Raw genomic sequence first — 15840 nt, 5'->3', positions numbered from 1 at the left:
CCGATACCGCCCCGCCAACCTACGGAATACCAGCTTTTGCTTTTGCTTTTGCTGTTGACGTTGCCTTGGCTTGAAGCCTCTGCGGGTGCAGGGCGCAGCCCTGCCGAAAAACCCTCAATGCAGCAGGGCCGCCACCGCGTCGCGGAACCCATCCTGAGCCTGCCCGGACTCGGGCGCATGATGCAACTGGCGCACCGCACGGGCCAAGCGTGCCGCACCCACGAAACCACAGCTCGCCTGCAGCCGATGCAACTGGCTGCGCAGCTGGCGCTCGTCATGCTGGTCCACCGCCTGCTCGACCGCGTCGCGTACGCCCGGCAGCTCGGCCAGAAACAGCTCGCGCAGCGCGATCAGGTGGTTGCGCTGGCCATTCAGCGCAGCCAGCGCCGCCGTCTCGTCCCAGTCCTGTACCTGCAGCTCGACCGCGGCCGGCGCCTGGGCCATGACGATCCCGGCCGGACTGTTGACCAGTGCGCGTCGCACCGCCTTCAGCAGCTGGTCGCGCCCCAGTGGCTTGACCAGCGTGTCGCTGAAGCCGGCCTCGCGCAGGCGCGCGTGGATCGAGGTATCGCCGTCGGCGGTGTGCGCCAACGCCGGGGTATCGGGGTGTGAACGGCGCAGTTCGCGCAGCAGCTGCGCGCCATTGCCGTCGGGTAGATTGACGTCGATCAGCCACAGGTCATGCGCGCCGGGCTCGGCGCTCGCCAGCGCGCTGGCCAGTGAATCTGCGGTGTCCACGTCCGCCGGTAACGTTTCCAACGCCGCTTTGAAAAAACCGCGGCTGATGATGTCGTCCTCGACAAGCAGGAATCGGGGCCGGCTGGCCCGCGGGGTCATCTGCATCAGGGCTGCCTCCATGTCAGCTGGCCCCAATCATCAAGCACGGCGGCGGCGGGCGCAAGCGGGTCCGGACCCTGCCGGTCAGGATCTGCGACAATACGCGCCCATTTTTGCCCGCAGCCTGTCGCCACGTGGCCCGATCCCGTTCCCGCATCGACCGTACCCCGTTCCAGACCGAAATCCTCGACCTCAGCCATGATGGTCGCGGCGTCGCCCGCCGTGAAGGCGAGGGTGGCAAGGTCACCTTCGTCAGCGGCGCCCTGCCGGGTGAGGTGGTCATGGCTGAACAGACCGCCCGCAGCCGCCATTTCGACGAAGCGCGTACGGTGGAAGTGCTGAAGGCCTCGCCGCAGCGCGTCACCCCGAAGTGTCCGCACTTCGGCACCTGCGCTGGCTGCGTGCTGCAGCACCTGGACGAAGACCAGCAGATCGTCGCCAAGCAGCGCGTGCTGATGGACAACCTGGAGCGGATCGGCCATGTGAAGCCGGGCACCGTGCTGGCGCCGCTGGTCGGCGAGAGCTGGGGCTACCGCCGCAAGGGCCGCTTCTCGGTGCGTCGGGTCGAGAAGAAGGACAAGACCCTGGTCGGTTTCCGTGAACAGGATCCGCGTTTCGTCGCCGACCTCAGCCAGTGCCTGACCGTGATCCCGGAGATCGGCACCAAGGTCGAGGCGCTGTCCACCTTCATCGAATCGCTTGATGGCAAGCGCGATATCCCGCAGATCGAGTTCATTGCCGGCGACCAGGCCGTGGTCCTGACCGTGCGCCACCTGCAGCCACTCAGCGACGCCGATCGTGCGGCCTGGGCCGCCTTCGGCCAGCAGCACGGCTTCGTGATCTACCTGCAGTCCGGTGGCGTGGACACCGTGCAGCCGCTGGACGGGCACGGGCAGGGTGTGCCGCTGTCGTTCCGGCTTGCGCCGTGGGATGTAGAGCTGGCGTTCCGTCCGCTGGACTTCATCCAGGTCAACGCCAAGCTCAACGAGAAGATGATCGCCCACGCCCTGGACCTCCTGGAACCGGGTGAGGACGAGCGCGTGCTGGACCTGTTCTGCGGCCTGGGCAACTTCACCCTGCCGCTGGCCCGCCGCGTGCGCGAAGTGGTCGGTGTGGAAGGTGATGCCGGCCTCGTCGCGCGTGCCCGTGAGAATGCCGAGCGCAATGGCCTGGCCAACGCGCAGTTCTTCAGCGCCGACCTCACCCAGGACCAGCGCAGCACCCCCTGGATGCGCCAAGGCTTCGACAAGCTGCTGCTGGACCCGCCGCGCTCGGGCGCGATCGAAGTACTGCAGCAGCTGCCGCTGAAGCAGTTCAAGCGGATCGTCTACGTCAGCTGCCATCCGGGCTCGCTGGCACGCGATGCCGGCTATCTGGTCAACGAACAGGGCTTCACCCTGGTCAGTGCCGGTGCCATGGACATGTTCCCGCACACCGCACACGTGGAAAGCATCGCGGTGTTCGAGAAGCGCTGATCGGCTGTCATGCCCATCGCGCATAATGGCGCGATGGGCATCGAAATCGAACGCAAATTCCTCGTCAGCAGTGATGGCTGGCGCACCGTCGCGCACCGGGTGATCCCGATGGCGCAGGGCTATATCAACGACATGGGCGCGCTGGATCGCGGCACCCAGAACGCCTCGGTGCGCGTGCGCATCGAGGGCGACCACGCCGCGCTGAACCTGAAGTCGCGCACCATCGGCCACACCCGGCAGGAATTCGATTACCCGATTCCGGTGGAGGACGCGCGCGCGCTGCTGGCGTTGTGCGTGGGTGGCCTGATCGACAAGCGCCGCCACCTGGTCGAACACGCCGGCCTGACCTGGGAAGTGGACGAGTTCCTCGGCGACAACGCCGGCCTGGTCGTGGCCGAGGTCGAGCTCGACAGCGCCGACCAGGTCATCGACCTGCCGGACTGGGTCGGCGCCGAAGTCACTGATGACGCCCGCTACTACAACGTTGCCTTGGCCAGTCATCCGTATTCAGAGTGGTGAGCTCCCAAAAAGGGGACGGAGGGGATTAAGTCGTCTTTACCCCATCTGTGCTGAAAACGACTTAATCCCCTCCGTCCCCTTTTATCGAGGGGCGCGGTCCCCATGTCGGGGGGATGAGAATCGACATCTACTCCGACGTGGTCTGCCCCTGGTGCTGGATTGGCAAGCATCGTTTCCAGCAGGGTGTGCAGTTGCTGGGCGCGGACGCGCCTGAACTCGACATCCATTGGCAGCCGTTCCAGCTGGACCCGGATGCGGACGCCACCCCGGTGCCGCTGCGCGAGGCCTACGTGCGCAAGTTCGGCGGTGTCGAGCGCACCGAGCAGATTCTCGGCCAGACCCAGACCACGGCGCGTGCCGAAGGCCTGCCGATGGACTTCGGCCAGGGCCAGGTGCGGGTGACCACGCTGCCGGCGCACCGGGTGCTGTGGCTGGCCGGCCAGCACGGCGTGCAGGATGCGGTCGGCGAAGCGCTGTTCCGCGCCCACTTCGAGCATGGCCAGAACCTGGCGGACAGTACGGTGCTGATCAAGGCCGGTGTGGCGGGCGGCCTGGACGGCGGCGAAATCGCGCAGATGCTGGCCTCCGCCCGCGGTCTGGCCGAGGTCGAAGCCAAGCTGGCGGAGGCCCATGCGCTGGGCATTTCCTCGGTGCCGACCTTCGTCATCGATGGAAAGTGGGCCATTTCCGGGGCACAGCCCCCAGAGGCCTTCGCCAACGCCCTGCGCCAGATCGCGGCCGAACAGGGCGCCCCGGCAGCGTCGGCTGACGGAGACGAGTCCTGCGGCCCAGACGGTTGCAAGGTCTGACCGCCCCGAAAAGGGGACGGAGGGAATTAAGACGTCCAGCCCGTAGGGGCCTATTGCGGCTTAATCCCCTCCGTCCCCTTTTTCTGACCACTGCGCCTGCCGGCCGGTTCTGCGACAATGCGGCACTGCGCCATGCGGGCGCGCGTTGTGGAGATCGACCATGCTGCTGATCGGCGTTGCCGGCACCGAACTCACCGCCCAGGAGCGCGACTGGCTGCAGCACGATGCCGTGGCCGGGGTGGTGCTGTTCAAGCGCAACTTCGCCTCGCGCCAGCAGGTGACCGATCTGAGCGCAGCGATCCGCGCTGCCGCGCCGCGCCCGCAGCTGATCTGCGTGGACCAGGAAGGCGGCCGCGTGCAGCGTTTCCGCGAGGGCTACAGCGAGCTGCCGCCGTTGCAGGACATCGGGGCGCTGTATGCCACCGATCCGCAGCAGGCACTGGCCCTGGCCGAGCAGCACGCCTGGCTGATGGCCAGCGAAGTGCGTGCCAGCGGCCTGGATCTCAGCTTCGCGCCGGTGGTCGACCTGGGTCGCGGCAACCGCGCCATCGGCAACCGCGCCTTCAGTGAAGACCCGCAGGTGGTGGCCGCGTTCACCGCCGCCTATGTGCGTGGCATGCATGCGGTCGGCATGGCCGCCACGCTCAAGCATTTCCCCGGCCACGGCACCGTGCTGGAAGACACCCACGTGGATACCGCGATCGATCCGCGCGCGCTGGACGAGCTGCGCGCGCAGGACCTGGTGCCATTCCAGGCCGGCATCGCCGCCGGTGCCGATGCCGTGATGATGGCGCACGTGATCTACCCGCAGATTGCGCCTGAACCGGCCGGCTATTCGCCGCGCTGGATCCAGGACATCCTGCGCGGCGAGCTCGGCTTCCGCGGCGTGGTGTTCTCCGATGACATCGGCATGGCCGCCTCGCACAGCGCCGGTGGCGTGCCGGCACGCGTGCACGCGCATCTGGATGCCGGCTGCGACGTGGTGCTGGTCTGCCACCCGGAACTGGTCGATGAAGCCCTGCACGCAGTGCAGGGGCGTTCCCTCAACACTGCTGCGCTGCTGGGCCTGCTCGGCCGCGGCGCGCTTGGCTGGGACGGCCTGCTGGCCGATGCCCGCCATGGCGACACCCAATCCCGTCTGCTTGAAACCCTTGGAAGAACCGTCTGATGCCTAACCTCACCATTTCCCAGGCCCTGGCCCAGGCTGACCTGCTGGTCGACCGCCCCACCATCGACAAGGCCATCGCTGGTATCGCCGACGCCATCGCGCGCGATTACAAGGGCGAGGTGCCGCTGTTCCTGTCCATCATGCACGGTGCGCTGCCGTTCGCCGGCCAGCTGGCACTGGAACTGGGCGCGCGCGGCCAGGACGTGCAGTTCGATTACCTGCACGCCACCCGCTACCGTGGCGAAACCACCGGCGGCGACCTGGTCTGGAAGCACAAGCCGGCCACCTCGCTGTTCGGCCGCCGCGTGCTGCTGGTCGACGACATTCTGGACGAGGGCTACACCCTGCAGGGCGTGCGTACCTGGTGCCTGGAACAGGGCGCGACCGATGTGCGCATCGCCGCGATGACGGTGAAGAAGCACGATCGCGCACTGCCGGACGTGACTGCCGACTATGCCGGTATCGAACTGCCGGACCGCTACGTGTTCGGCTTCGGCATGGACGTCAACGAAACCCTGCGCTGCGTGCCGGCCATCTACGCAATGAAGGAATAACGGCGCAGCCGCCTGCGGCGCGTCTTCTTCTGCCGCCGGCATCCTCGGGTGCCGGCGTTCGTCTTTTCATGGAGTGCTTCGAATGCAACAGATCGCCCTGGCCGTGATCGGCGGTACCGGTGTCTACAACCTGGCCAAGCTTGACGACGTGCAGACCCACGAGGTCGACACCCGCTTCGGCCGCCCGTCCGGCCCGGTGCGCGTCGGTACGCTGCTCGGCCATCGCGTGGCATTCCTGGCGCGGCACGGCGAGGGGCATTCGCTGCCGCCGCACAAGATCAACTACCGCGCCAACCTTGCCGCGCTGCAGCAGCTGGGCGCGCAGCGCGTGCTGGCGTTGAACACGGTCGGTGGCATCACCGAGAACTTCGGTCCGCGCGTTCTGGCTTGCCCGGACCAGATCATCGATTACACCTGGGGCCGAATCAGCACGATCTGTGAAGAAGAAGGCACCGACGTGGTCCACGTCGATTTCGGCCATCCGTACACGCCGATGCTGCGCAGCAAGATCCTGGCCGCGGCCAAAGTGACCGGCGTCACGGTCCATGACGGTGGCTGCTACGGCGCAACGCAGGGGCCGCGCCTGGAAACCATCGCTGAAATCGCCCGGATGCGCCGCGACGGCTGCGACCTGGTGGGCATGACCGGCATGCCGGAAGCCGCGCTGGCACGCGAGCTGGGGCTGGATTATGCCTGCCTGGCGATCATCGCCAACTGGGCTGCCGGGTGTGGTGATGGCGAGGAGATTACGATGGCCGAAGTGCTGGCCAACGTGCAGGCGGCAAGCAACGGACTTCCGGAACTGGTGGGCGAATTGGCGCGGGGGTGATTGTCTTCCCCGTGCAAGCTTTGCATACTCAGCTTGTGCGCGGGTTCAGCGTACACCACCCATTCATTGCATAAGGTCTCGCATCACCATGCCGAACGGTACCGTCAAGTGGTTCAACGACGCCAAGGGATTTGGCTTCATCTCGCCGGAGGATGGCAGCGCCGACGTGTTCGCGCACTTCTCCGCCATCAACTCCAAGGGCTTCCGCAGCCTGCAGGAAGGCCAGCGTGTCACCTATGACGTGACCCAGGGCCCCAAGGGTGCCCAGGCTTCGAACATCACGCCGGCCGAGTGATCCACTCGACAGTGCGTTGAAAACCCCGCTTCGGCGGGGTTTTTTTTGGGGGGCAGCAGATCCACGCCACGCGTGGATGCCGTGTGCGGACTCCCTTCTCCATCGCAACCCTGCTCGGGCACAATGCGGCCATGACGGAACGACTGCGTATTGCCGTGATCGGCTACGGCACCGCTGGACAGGCAGTGTCCATCCTGCTCACCCGTGACGGCCACGAGGTGGAGATTTTCGAACGCGTGCCCACGCCGGGACCGGTTGGCGCCGGCTTCCTGCTGCAACCCAGCGGCCTGCAGGTGCTGTGGCAGATGGGCCTGCTTGATGCAGTGCGCGCGCATGCCGCGCCGGTGCACCGCCTGTATGGCGATACGCCGTGCGAACGCGCAGTGATGGACATGCGCTACGACGGCCTGGATACGCGCCTGCACGGCCTTGGCATGCAGCGCGGGGCCTTGTTCTCGCTGCTGGACGAAGCGCGTGCGGGGGTGGGCCAGCTGCATGCCGGCGTCACCATTGCCGCAGTGGATGCCGAGCAGGGCCGCCTGCGCGACAGCGAAGGGCGCATGCACGGCCCGTTCGATCTGGTGGTGGTCGCCGATGGCGCTGCATCAACGCTGCGCGGCACCATCGCAGGCGGTGCCGGGCTGGACCGTGTGTATCCGTGGGGGGCGTTGTGGTGCCTGCTGCCGGCCGAGGACTGGCCACACGTGCGGGAGCTGCGCCAACGCTATGTGGCTGCGCGCAAGATGATCGGCCTGCTGCCCGTCGGTACGCGGCCCGGTGATGACACGCCACGCCTGAGCTTCTTCTGGAGCCTGCCACGTGCCGACTTCGAGCGTTGGCAGAGCGATGGCATGCCCGCCTGGTTGGAGGAACTGCACACGCTGTGGCCGCAGGCCGCTGCGCGCTTCGCCCATCTGCGCGCCCCCGGCCAGATGGCGCGCGCGATCTATCGCGATGCAGTGATGACGCGTTGGCATCAGGGTCGCATGGTACTGGCCGGAGATGCCGCGCACGCGATGAGCCCGCAGCTGGGGCAGGGGGTGAACATGGCGCTGCTCGATGCACTGGCGCTGCGCGATGCCGTGCGCAGCCATGGCGGCGGTGCGGTGGCACTGCAGGCCTACCAGGCGCAGCGACGCGCGCATGTGGCGGTGTACCAGCGCTGGAGTCGTTGGCTGACGCCGCTGTTCCAGTCTGACCGCGATGCCTGGGCAAAGGCGCGTGATGTACTGCTCGGGCCGATGGGGCGCCTGCCTGGTGGTCGTGGCCACATGCTGCGCGTTCTCAGTGGCACGCAGCATGGCTGGTTCGGCTCGCTGGCACTGGATCCGGCCTTCATCGACGCGTTGGCAACGGCCGCCGAACCGCCCCGCATCATCGGCGCAACTGCCAGCGCGTGAGGCCTGCCGTCACGTGAATTAACGGTTGCCTCACCGCAGATGTGCGAGAAGAGGGGAGCACGCGACAGCCGCGTCGCCCGTTTTCCTTTCCGTGATCGATATCGCGCGTGGCCCGGGTGGCGCCGCCGTTGCGGCCTGCTGCGGCCCGGACGCGCCGCTGATGTTGAAGAGGAGGATGCCATGTTGTTCGCGGTCGAGGAGCTGGAATCGGAAATCTGCAAGCTGCGCGGACTGCTGCAGATGCTGCATGAGGACCAGCCCGACGTACTGGAGGACGTATTCGAATTCCATGTCGGCAGCCTGATCAGCCATGCATCGCCCGAGCATCACGCACGCATCCGGGCCTGTGCGCAGGAAATGCTGGTGGCCATCCAGGCCCTGCCGTGGCGGCGTGACGATGACACGCCTGATTTCCGGCTGATGCCGGCGCTGAGCGTCCGCCCAGCCTGATTCACCGCACGGGCAGTTCCACCAGGCCATCCTCCACACAGGCGATCATCCGCTCGCTGTGGGCAGGTACGGGCGTGATTCCAGCGGTGAACGCGGAGAATGCGGGCAGGATCGTCATGCGCTCGCGCAGCCAGAACGCAGGGAAGCGCCGCCGCAACGGCGGCAAGGCGATCTGCGGATGCAGATGACCGGCGATCACGTGCAACGCTGCATCGGGAATCGGCTCATGGCGAAGCAGGAACGCCTGCAGCCGTACCTCATCGTGGATATGGACCTGCAGCTGCGCATGCGGGAGCTGCCGGTCGTGATTGCCGCGCAGTACATGCACGTCCAGCGCGGCATTGCGCTCGCGCCATGCCAACCATTGCTGGTACCACGCGGCGCGATGTGCGGGCCCATGCAGGATGTCGCCAAGGATCCAGAGTTCGCGGCAGGTGTGCGCGTCAAGCACTGACTGCAGGCGCTGCAGGTCTGTGTGGGTGCCGCCAGCGGGCAGCGCGATGCCGGCGCGGCGGAACACGTCGGCCTTGCCCAGGTGCAGGTCGGCGATCAGCAGTGCCTGCCGTGCGGGCCAGTACATGGCGCGCGCGCCGACCAGCATGAACGGCTCGCCGGCCAGCAGCAGCGGCAGTTCATCGGCCATGGCGGCGTTCCAGCTGTTGTGCGGCGCGCTGCACGCGGCTGCGCCAGTCTTCGTTGCTGAATTGCCCGCGCAGCCGCTCTGCCCACAGTGGGAAGCCCAGTGGTGTGAGTGATGAAGGGCGCTGTACCGACAGCAAGCGCATGCCGATTCGTTCCAGTACCTGCTGCAGTCCGGGAAAGTCCAGGCTGTCGTACAGTACTTCGCGCTCGGCCAGGGCCAGCAGCAGATGGTCGGGATCATGCTCGCGCAGTACGTCGTACAGCAGGCCCGCCGAGGCCTGCAGCTGGCGCAGCGAACGCGGCATGCCACCGGGCAGGCTCGGAACCAGCAGCCCGGCGACGCGAGCGATGCCTCGGAACTGGCGTCGCGCCAGCTCGCCCAGGTTCACCGCCGCACGCAGATCGTCGAGCAGTTGATCAGCAGTGAACAGCGCCCGCCACTGCTGCGCCTCCAGATCGACCGTCTGCGCCGGGGCCAGCACCAGGCCGTGGTCGTTCACTGCATAGCCGATGCTGTTGCGCTGCCGGCGCGTGAGCCGCAGCGCCAGCAGCGCGGCCAGTGCCTCGTGAACGTGGCGGCCGGCAAACGGATAGACGAACAGGAACTGGCCGTCGCGCCGCCGCACGTCTTCAACCAGCAGATGGTCCGGCCCGGGGCGTGCGGACACCTGTTCCTGCAGAGCCAACAGCGGAGCCAGCCAGCGTGATTCCGCGCTGTCGTCGGCACCGGACAGGACCCACTCCAGTTCGCGGCCGAGCGGCATCGACAGCGGCAACTGACCTCCCTGCCATCGCGGCACGACACCCTCACCGCGCCCTCGTGCCAGCCGCACGAAGGCGGTCATCTCGCGCAGCTGCACCAGTTCCAGCAGGCGCCCGGCGAACTGGAAGCGATCACCACGGCGCAGCCGGCTGGCGAACTGCTCCTCCACGGCGCCCAGGCCACCACCGCGCAGGAACTGCACGCGCACGCTGCCATCGCTGCTGATGGTGCCGATCGACAACCGGTGGCGCAGTGCCTGGCGGCGATCATGCATGCGGTAGCAGCCGTCGTCATCGCGTACGACCTTGTGGAAATCGGGGTACTGGGCCAGCGCCTGGCCGCCCTGCACGATGAAGGTCAGTACCGCCTGCCATTGACCTTCGCCGAGCGATGCGAAGGCGTGGGTGCGCCGTACCTGCGCCAGTAGCGCATCGCTGTCGAAGCCACCGGCCAGGGCGCGGCTGACCGCATGCTGGGCCAGCACATCCAGCGACAGCGTGAGTGGCCTGCGTGCTTCGACCACGCGTTCGGCCAAGGCACGGCGCACCGCGGCGTACTCGGCCAGTTCCAGCGCATGGCTGGGCACGCACAGGATGGCGCCGCTGGCACCCGGGCGGTGGCGTGCACGTCCGGCGCGTTGGCGCAGGCGCGCCACGCCTTTCGGGCTGCCCAGCTGCAGTACCTGTTCAACCTCGGGGAAGTCCACGCCAAGGTCGAGGCTGGACGTAGCCACCACGCAGCGCAGCGCGCCCGCTCGCAGTCCGTCTTCCACCTGCTGGCGCAGTGCCGGATCCAGCGAGCCGTGGTGCAGCGCAAGCGTGTCCTGGTCCTCGGGCCAGACCGCGGCCAGTGCCTGATGCCACAGTTCTGCCTGCGCACGGGTGTTGGTGAACAACAGGCTGCTGCGTGCCCGCATCAATGCGTCCAGCACCCGCGGCAGCTGCGCCAGGCCCAGATGCCCGGCCCAGGGGAAACGTTCGCCGGGGCCAGGCAGCAGGCTGCGCACGCTGATCGCGCGCGGGCGCACGCCCTGCACGATCGGCGCGTCGGGCTGTCCGGGCAGCAGCACGTCGCGCGCCTCTTCCAGATTGCCCAGCGTTGCCGACAGCCCCCACAGCTGCAATGCAGGCGTGGCATCGCGTAGCACGGCCAGATTCAACTGCAGCAGGACACCGCGCTTGTTGCCCAGCAGCTCATGCCATTCGTCCACCACCACGCAGCGCAGCTGGCGCATGCGCGGCAGCGTATCCGGATAGCTCAACAGCAGTGCCAGCGACTCCGGCGTGGTCACCAGCACGTCGATGCGCCCTTCGCGCGCCTGTCGTCGTTCGCGGCTGCTGGCGTCACCGCTGCGCAGGCCGACCCGCCATCCCAGCCCCAATCCATCGACCACGGCCTGCAGTGCGCGTGCGGTGTCGCTTGCCAATGCGCGCAAAGGCGTCACCCATAGCACCTGCAGCGAGCGCACCGCACTGGCGCGGCGGGGCGAAGGCGCTGGGTCGATCATGGCCTGCAGCAGCGGGCCGCCAAACATCGCCAGCGTCTTGCCGCTGCCGGTGGGCGTGTGCAGCAACCCGGATTCACCGGCAAGGTAATGCCGCCACATTGCGCGCTGGAACGGCAGGGAACGCCAGCCACGACCGGCAAACCAGGCTTCCAGCCGGCGCAGCGCCTGGCTGCGGGTCATCGCGCCAGCGCCTGCAGGCTGGCCAGTTGATCGGCCTCGCTGGCAGGCTTGTCGTGCCGCCAGCGCAGGATGCGTGGAAAGCGCACGGCGATGCCGGACTTGTGCCGGGTACTCCGGTTGACCGCTTCGAAGCCCAGCTCGAAGACCTGCTCGGCGCGTACGCTGCGTACCGGACCAAAGCGCTCACGGGTATTGGCGCGGATCCAGCGATCAAGTGCCAGGATCTCCTTGTCGTCCAGGCCCGAGTAGGCCTTGGCCACCGGTACCAGCGTGTCACCGTCCCAGACGCCAAAGGTGTAGTCGGTGTACAGCGTGCTGCGTCGCCCGTGGCCGGCCTGTGCGTACAGCAGCACCGCATCGATGGTGAGTGGATCGACCTTCCATTTCCACCAGTCGCCGCGTCGCCGCCCGGCCTGGTAAGGAGACGTACGCCGCTTCAGCATCAACCCTTCCACGCCGCGCTCGCGCGCCACCTCGCGCATCGCTGCAGCCTGCGGCCAGTCGCCGGCGGCAACATCGGGCGACAGCTGGATCCGTGCATCATCCAGGGCACCGATGACCGCGGTGAGCCGCATGCGCCGTTCCTGCAACGGGAGCTCGCGCAGGTCCGCGCCATCGAGTTCCAGCAGGTCATAGGCGAGCACGCGCACCGGCGTGTTGCGCAGGGTGGCTGCACCGGGTTTGCGGCGCTGGATGCGGGTCTGCAGCGCGGTAAAGGCCCGCGGCAGGCCGGTGGCCTCGTCCCAGGCCAGCAGCTCGCCGTCCAGCACGCAGCCATCGGGAAGCGCCATCGCCGCTTGTTCGATTTCGGGGAAGCGGCCATCCAGCCGCTCTTCGCCGCGTGACCACAATGCGACTTCGCCACGTCGGCGCAGCAGCTGCAGGCGGATGCCATCCCATTTCCATTCCAGCAGCCAGTCATCGATCGGGCCGAGCCGTTCGGCAGGTTCACCTTCCAGTGGCGATGCGAGGAAGAACGGGTAGGGTTGCTGGCGGTCCAGCGGAAGCTCATCGGGCGACAGCAGCTGGCCCAGCAGCCCGGGCGAGGGTACCCACTCGCCGAGCATGCGCTGGGCGATGCGTGCGATGTCCAGACCGGACCATTCGGCCAGCGCCTGCTGCACCAGCCGCTGCGAAACGCCTACGCGCAGGGCACCGGTCAGCAGCTTGTTGAACACCAGGCGTTCGCCGCTGCACAGTTGCTGCCAGCCTGCGACGACCGCCGCACGGCGCACTTCTTCAGGTTGATTGGCCACCGCCAGCAGATGCTGTTCGATCCATTCGGCCAGCGGGCGGTCGACGGCTGGCTGCGATGGATCATCCAGCAGCAGGGTCAGCGTTTCGGCCAGGTCACCTACCTGCGCATAGCTGTCTTCCACCAACCATGGGGGCAAGCCGGATTCCTCGGCAATCCAGGCGCGCAGTTCACCGCTGGCAGCGATCTTGCGGCGTGCACCGCCCACCTTGCCACCGCTGAGCAGGTACAGCGCCCATGCCGCGTCGTGTGCACCTGCCTGGCGGAAGTAATCGACCAGCGCTGCACGCTTGTCCAGCGTCGCGGTGCTGCGATCCAGGCGCTGGTAAAGCGCGGCGAAGGCCTTCATTCCTCGCTCCCGAAATCGGTACGGAAGGCTTCGGCCGCCACGCCGCGCTCGCGCAGGAACGGAATCAACGCATCGGTATTGCCATGGGTAGCGATCACCCGCTGCGCACCCGTCTGTTCGATGGTCTGCAACAGCGCTGGCCAATCGGCGTGATCGGAAATGACGAAACCGCGATCGACATTGCGGCGGCGCCGATTGCCGCGCAACTGCATCCAGCCGGATGCGAAGCCCAGCTGGTGGCGGCCGAAGCGGCGCATCCAGGGCGTGCCCGCAGCCGAGGGCGGGGCGAGGATCAGCTGGCCGGCGGCATCAGGCTGGCGGCCCTGCTCGGCCACGGTGAGTGTCTCCAGCATCGGCACGCCGGCTTGCCGGTAGACGGCGACGCCATTGGCGATGGCACCGTGCAGCCAGGCCGGGCGGTCGTCCAGCGGCAGCAGCTCGGCAAGCACGCGTTGTGCCTTGCCGAGCGCGTAGCACAGCAGGATCGCAGCCTCGCCGCGTTGTTCGCATTCGCGGCGCCACGCCACGATCTCGGCCGCCACTGCCGGCGTGTCCGGCCAGCGGTAGATGGGCAGGGCGAAGGTGGCTTCGGTGATGAAGGTATCGCAGGGCACCACTTCGAACGGCGCGCAGGTCGGGTCGGGCTGGCGCTTGTAGTCGCCCGAGGCTACCCAGACCTGCCGGCCGTCGTCGATGCGCACCTGCGAAGAGCCGAGGACGTGGCCGGCAGGGTGCAGCGATACCTGCACCTTCCCCAGGCGGAACGGCACGCCCTCGACGTGCGCCTGCACCGGCACATCACCCAGGCGCCAGCGCAGGATTGGCAGGCTGCCGTCGCTGCAGTGGTATTCGCCCATGCCCGGGCGCGCATGATCGCCGTGACCATGGGTGATGACCGCGCGCGCTACCGGTCGCCACGGGTCGATATGAAAATCGCCAGCGGCGCAGTACAGCCCCTCCGGTCGCAGCACCACCAGATCATCGTTGTCTGCCATGCGGTCACTGTGGCCTGCGTCTCGTGCAGAGGGTGAGAACCGGCCTGAACACGGGCTTGGCAGGCGATGCGGCACAATCGGGCCGCAGACTTCTTGGCGCCAGGATGGACCGGATGAGTGGACCCAGCTTCAGCAGCAATGCGCCGTATGAAACCCATGTGGTGCTGAACCAGCCGCCGCCGTTTGCAGGGCGACAACTGTGGACCGACGACGTGGCGTTGATGGACGCCGTGCAGCGCGAAGGGGCCGGCAGCTTCGCGCCGCGCCTGGCGGTCTATGGCGCACTGGCGGGGGACGAGCTGTACCGGATCGGCTTCGACGCCAACCGTGATCGCCCGCGCCTGCGCACGCATGATGCGCAGGGCCACCGAATCGATACGGTGGAGTTCCATCCGGCCTATCACCAGCTGATGGGTACGGCCAAGTCGCACGGTGTCGCTGGATTGTCCTGGCACGAGCCACAGCCCGGCGCACACGTGGCACGTGCGGCGTTGAGCTACCTGCATCACCAGGCCGAAGCTGGCACCAGTTGCCCCTTGACCATGACCCATGCGGCCGTGGCGGTGCTGCAGTCCCAGCCCCATCTGGCCGAGTGGGCGCGCAAGGCCGCCGCGCCGGTCTATGACCCGCGCGATGTGCCGGTGACGGACAAGGCCGGCATCACCCTGGGCATGGGCATGACCGAGAAGCAGGGTGGTTCCGACGTGCGTGCCAACAGCACGCGTGCTGAACCGATCGATGGCGAACGCTATCGCCTGGTGGGCCACAAGTGGTTCTTCTCCGCTCCGATGTGCGACGGCTTCCTCGTGTTGGCACAGGCACCGGGCGGATTGACCTGCCTGTTGATGCCGCGCCGGCTGGCCGATGGCGACCGCAACGCGTTCCGTTTGATGCGGCTGAAGGACAAGCTCGGCGATTGGGCCAACGCCTCCAGCGAGGTCGAGTTCTGTGGCGCACAGGCATGGCGCGTGGGCGAAGAGGGGCGCGGCGTGGCCACCATCATCGGTATGGTGATGATGACCCGCCTGGACTGCATGCTGGGTGCAGCCGCGGAGATGCGCATGGCGCTGGCGCAGGCGCTGCACCACGCACGCCATCGACGCACCTTCGGCAAGCTGCTGGTCGAGCATCCGCTGATGACCAACGTGCTGGCTGATCTGGCGCTGGAGTCGGAAGCGGCCACGGTGTTGGCGATGCGCATCGCACGCGCGGTGGATCGCGCCGGTGTGGATGCCAACGAAGCGGCGATGGCGCGGCTGGGCACGGCATTGGGCAAGTACTGGCTGTGCAAGCGCGCGCCGGCCTTCGTCAATGAAGCACAGGAGTGCCTGGGCGGTGCGGGTTACGTGGAGGAGTCGATGCTGCCGCGCCTCTACCGGCAGGCACCGTTGAATTCGATCTGGGAGGGCAGCGGCAACATCCAGTGCCTGGATGTGCTGCGTGCGCTGGCGCGTGAACCGGAGGCGATGGCGGCGTTGCGCGATGAGCTGACGTCGGTGGCAGACCGTGACGCGCGCTACGCATCGGCATTGCAGCGCTGGGCATCGGCGCCGCCACCGGAAGAATCGCAGGCGCGGCTGTTCTGCGAGCGTACTGCGCTGCTGCTGCAGGCCGCGTTGCTGTTGCGTGCGCGAAGCCCGGTGGCGGAGGCGTTCGTGCGCAGCCGGCTGGAGGGGGAGCATGGGCTGGCGTTCGGGACGCTGCCGGCGGGGTTGGAGCTGACGGCGATGCTGGCGCGCGCGCTGCCGTAGGGGCGGCCAACGGCGGAGCCCCTCGTGGTGGGCGCTGATATCGGCGGTGGCCGCGCGAGTGG

15 protein-coding genes are annotated in these 15840 nt (G+C 67.6%); 10 read left to right on the top strand and 5 right to left on the bottom strand.

All coding sequences use genetic code 11. The features are described from left to right. Window positions 1-114: 114 nt before the first annotated feature. A complete protein-coding gene (locus N5J73_RS21985; RefSeq protein WP_049444940.1) occupies window positions 115-843 on the bottom strand; it encodes a response regulator in 729 nt (242 codons plus the stop codon). Window positions 844-971: 128 nt separating this feature from the next. On the opposite strand from N5J73_RS21985, the gene rlmD reads away from it, so the two are divergent. From rlmD to N5J73_RS21940, 9 genes are all read left to right on the top strand, one after another. Then, a complete protein-coding gene (rlmD, locus tag N5J73_RS21980; RefSeq protein WP_049444911.1) occupies window positions 972-2312 on the top strand; it encodes a 23S rRNA (uracil(1939)-C(5))-methyltransferase RlmD in 1341 nt (446 codons plus the stop codon). Window positions 2313-2345: 33 nt separating this feature from the next. Beyond that, window positions 2346-2831 carry a CYTH domain-containing protein gene (locus N5J73_RS21975; protein ID WP_049444912.1) on the top strand — a complete coding sequence of 162 codons (486 nt, stop codon included), beginning with the start codon at window positions 2346-2348 and terminating at the stop codon, window positions 2829-2831. Between the two features lie 113 nt (window positions 2832-2944). Beyond that, window positions 2945-3640 (top strand): DsbA family oxidoreductase, encoded by a 696-nt coding sequence (locus tag N5J73_RS21970; RefSeq protein ID WP_049444914.1) that lies wholly within the window; start codon window positions 2945-2947, stop codon window positions 3638-3640. 160 nt (window positions 3641-3800) lie between these two features. Beyond that, a complete protein-coding gene (gene nagZ / locus N5J73_RS21965) occupies window positions 3801-4808 on the top strand; it encodes a beta-N-acetylhexosaminidase (protein WP_049444916.1) in 1008 nt (335 codons plus the stop codon). Beyond that, on the top strand, window positions 4808-5362 hold the full coding sequence (locus tag N5J73_RS21960) for a hypoxanthine-guanine phosphoribosyltransferase (RefSeq protein WP_005410592.1): 555 nt from the start codon (window positions 4808-4810) through the stop codon (window positions 5360-5362). The genes nagZ and N5J73_RS21960 overlap by 1 nt, the downstream gene beginning before the upstream one ends. 82 nt (window positions 5363-5444) lie before the next feature. Further along, complete coding sequence (locus N5J73_RS21955) at window positions 5445-6191, top strand: S-methyl-5'-thioinosine phosphorylase (RefSeq protein WP_005410591.1); 747 nt, start codon at window positions 5445-5447, stop codon at window positions 6189-6191. Between the two features lie 88 nt (window positions 6192-6279). Beyond that, a complete protein-coding gene (locus N5J73_RS21950; RefSeq protein WP_005410590.1) occupies window positions 6280-6486 on the top strand; it encodes a cold-shock protein in 207 nt (68 codons plus the stop codon). A gap of 131 nt (window positions 6487-6617) precedes the next feature. Continuing rightward, on the top strand, window positions 6618-7886 hold the full coding sequence (locus N5J73_RS21945; RefSeq protein WP_049445175.1) for an NAD(P)/FAD-dependent oxidoreductase: 1269 nt from the start codon (window positions 6618-6620) through the stop codon (window positions 7884-7886). A 180-nt stretch (window positions 7887-8066) separates the two neighbouring features. Next, on the top strand, window positions 8067-8336 hold the full coding sequence (locus N5J73_RS21940; RefSeq protein WP_049445172.1) for a hypothetical protein: 270 nt from the start codon (window positions 8067-8069) through the stop codon (window positions 8334-8336). A 1-nt stretch (window position 8337) separates the two neighbouring features. Here the strand turns inward: N5J73_RS21940 and pdeM are convergent, their stop codons facing one another. From pdeM to N5J73_RS21920, 4 genes are read right to left on the bottom strand one after another with little or no spacing between them, the layout of a single operon-like run. Beyond that, complete coding sequence (pdeM, locus tag N5J73_RS21935) at window positions 8338-8979, bottom strand: ligase-associated DNA damage response endonuclease PdeM (RefSeq protein WP_049445169.1); 642 nt, start codon at window positions 8977-8979, stop codon at window positions 8338-8340. Continuing rightward, window positions 8969-11428, bottom strand: a complete 2460-nt coding sequence (locus N5J73_RS21930) for a ligase-associated DNA damage response DEXH box helicase (RefSeq protein WP_049445166.1) — start codon at window positions 11426-11428, stop codon at window positions 8969-8971. The genes pdeM and N5J73_RS21930 overlap by 11 nt, the downstream gene beginning before the upstream one ends. Continuing rightward, window positions 11425-13032 (bottom strand): ATP-dependent DNA ligase, encoded by a 1608-nt coding sequence (locus N5J73_RS21925; protein ID WP_049445163.1) that lies wholly within the window; start codon window positions 13030-13032, stop codon window positions 11425-11427. The genes N5J73_RS21930 and N5J73_RS21925 overlap by 4 nt, the downstream gene beginning before the upstream one ends. Then, the gene (locus tag N5J73_RS21920; RefSeq protein WP_049445161.1) at window positions 13029-14027 is read right to left on the bottom strand and encodes a ligase-associated DNA damage response exonuclease; all 999 of its coding nucleotides are present in this window, start codon (window positions 14025-14027) and stop codon (window positions 13029-13031) included. Before N5J73_RS21920 ends, N5J73_RS21925 begins: the two co-directional genes overlap by 4 nt. A gap of 113 nt (window positions 14028-14140) precedes the next feature. On the opposite strand from N5J73_RS21920, the gene N5J73_RS21915 reads away from it, so the two are divergent. Further along, window positions 14141-15778 carry an acyl-CoA dehydrogenase family protein gene (locus N5J73_RS21915; RefSeq protein ID WP_049445159.1) on the top strand — a complete coding sequence of 546 codons (1638 nt, stop codon included), beginning with the start codon at window positions 14141-14143 and terminating at the stop codon, window positions 15776-15778. Window positions 15779-15840 lie beyond the last annotated feature (62 nt).

It is taken from the genome of Stenotrophomonas sp. GD03654, assembly GCF_029845105.1.
Taxonomy (GTDB): domain Bacteria; phylum Pseudomonadota; class Gammaproteobacteria; order Xanthomonadales; family Xanthomonadaceae; genus Stenotrophomonas; species Stenotrophomonas africana.
This window is presented reverse-complemented; position numbering and strand designations above follow the sequence as displayed.